The sequence below is a fragment of the Corynebacterium sp. ACRPE genome (assembly GCF_022347435.1).
Taxonomy (GTDB): Bacteria; Actinomycetota; Actinomycetes; order Mycobacteriales; family Mycobacteriaceae; genus Corynebacterium; species Corynebacterium tuberculostearicum_D.
In genome coordinates, this window is sequence record NZ_JAKRNA010000055.1 from 1 (window position 1) to 1,411 (window position 1,411).

At 56.4% G+C, this 1,411-nt stretch carries 1 protein-coding gene; it reads left to right on the forward strand.

From position 1 onward, the window contains the following. The first annotated feature begins 163 nt into the window (after positions 1-163). A complete protein-coding gene (locus MHY13_RS12065) occupies positions 164-1,354 on the forward strand; it encodes an IS1249 family transposase (RefSeq protein WP_301714309.1) in 1,191 nt (396 codons plus the stop codon). Positions 1,355-1,411 lie beyond the last annotated feature (57 nt).

Genomic DNA, 1,411 nt, shown 5'->3' on the forward strand with positions numbered 1-1,411 from the left:
GGGGTTAAGTAGCAAAAAGTGTGTCTGAGTTACAGTGATCTTGCTGCTCAGGTTGGGTAAATCGGGCGGATATAAGGTCTTGGTGCTTATATCCGCGCGTTTCGTGTTCAATCCATCGGAATGGCACCCCCATGTGCTAGTCGGGGGTTGGTGTGCTTTCCGGGTGAGTAAAAACAGGCCACGATGCCCGGTATGTACTGGGCAAATGAAGAAAAACGGAACCACATCCAAAGGCACAACCAGGTGGCGGTGCAAAGACCCGAACTGCGGTAGCTCCACAACACGAACCCGCACCGATCGCACGCAGGCCCGCAACTTTAAAGCCTTCGTCTCCTATGCCACCTCCACAGCAACGTTGTCTGAACTCGCCGGGCAACAAAGGGTGAGTCGCTGGACGCTTGATCGCCGATTCGAACCGTTTTGGCTCATCGACATCCCCAACGACGGTGCCCTGCAGCGCGTCTACGATCAGATCTTCATCGACGGCACCTACACCGCAGCTGGCTGTCTGCTTGTGGCAGCCAGCCGCGACCACGTCATTGCGTGGCACTGGACCAAACACGAAACCGCCCACGCATACACGCAGCTACTTCGCAAAATCGCCGAGCCGCTCTGCGTCGTCCTCGACGGCGGACAAGGCGCACTCACCGCGATTAAAGCCTGCTGGCCAAACGCAATGATTCAGCGTTGCCTCGTTCATGCGCAACGCGTCATCCGCCGCTACACCACCTCGCGGCCGCGTACCGACGCCGGCAAAGCCATCTACACACTGGCGTTGAAACTAACCCGTGTCACCACGCTCGACCAGGCACGGGAGTGGACGCTGCGCCTGCACGACTTCGGTCAGGTATTCAAAACATTCCTCAACGAGAAAACACCCGTGCCAAAAGAGCGCCGAACACTCAATAACCAGTGGGAATGGACTCACCTGCGGGTACGCAAAGCCTACAACTCACTGCTGCACCTATCGCGCAACAATTGGCTGTTTACCTACCTGCAGCCACCACCGCATGCGCTTGATCCTCAACGCTGGGCTTCAACGACAAACAGTCTTGAAGGCGGCATCAACGCCCAGCTCAAACGCATCGCCGATGCGCACCGAGGCAGGTCTGGGGAACGCCAACGAAAAATGCTCGAGTGGTACCTCCACACCAAAAAGCAACTGCCTGACGATCCGCTAAAAATCGCCAGGCAGTGCAATTTTGGCCAAGATCAACTCGCCAAAGTCAACGATCTTGCCGAAGAAGACCACAACAAAGCCGACCAGGAAACAGGACGACCAGCCTTCTACGACAACGCTATCCCAACCGAGTACGAACACTCGATAGGAATCAGAAAAGGCCCCATGAAGTAACTAACCGTGTACCCGCCCGCGACACGCCGAGCGGACACACATTCTGCTACTTAACCC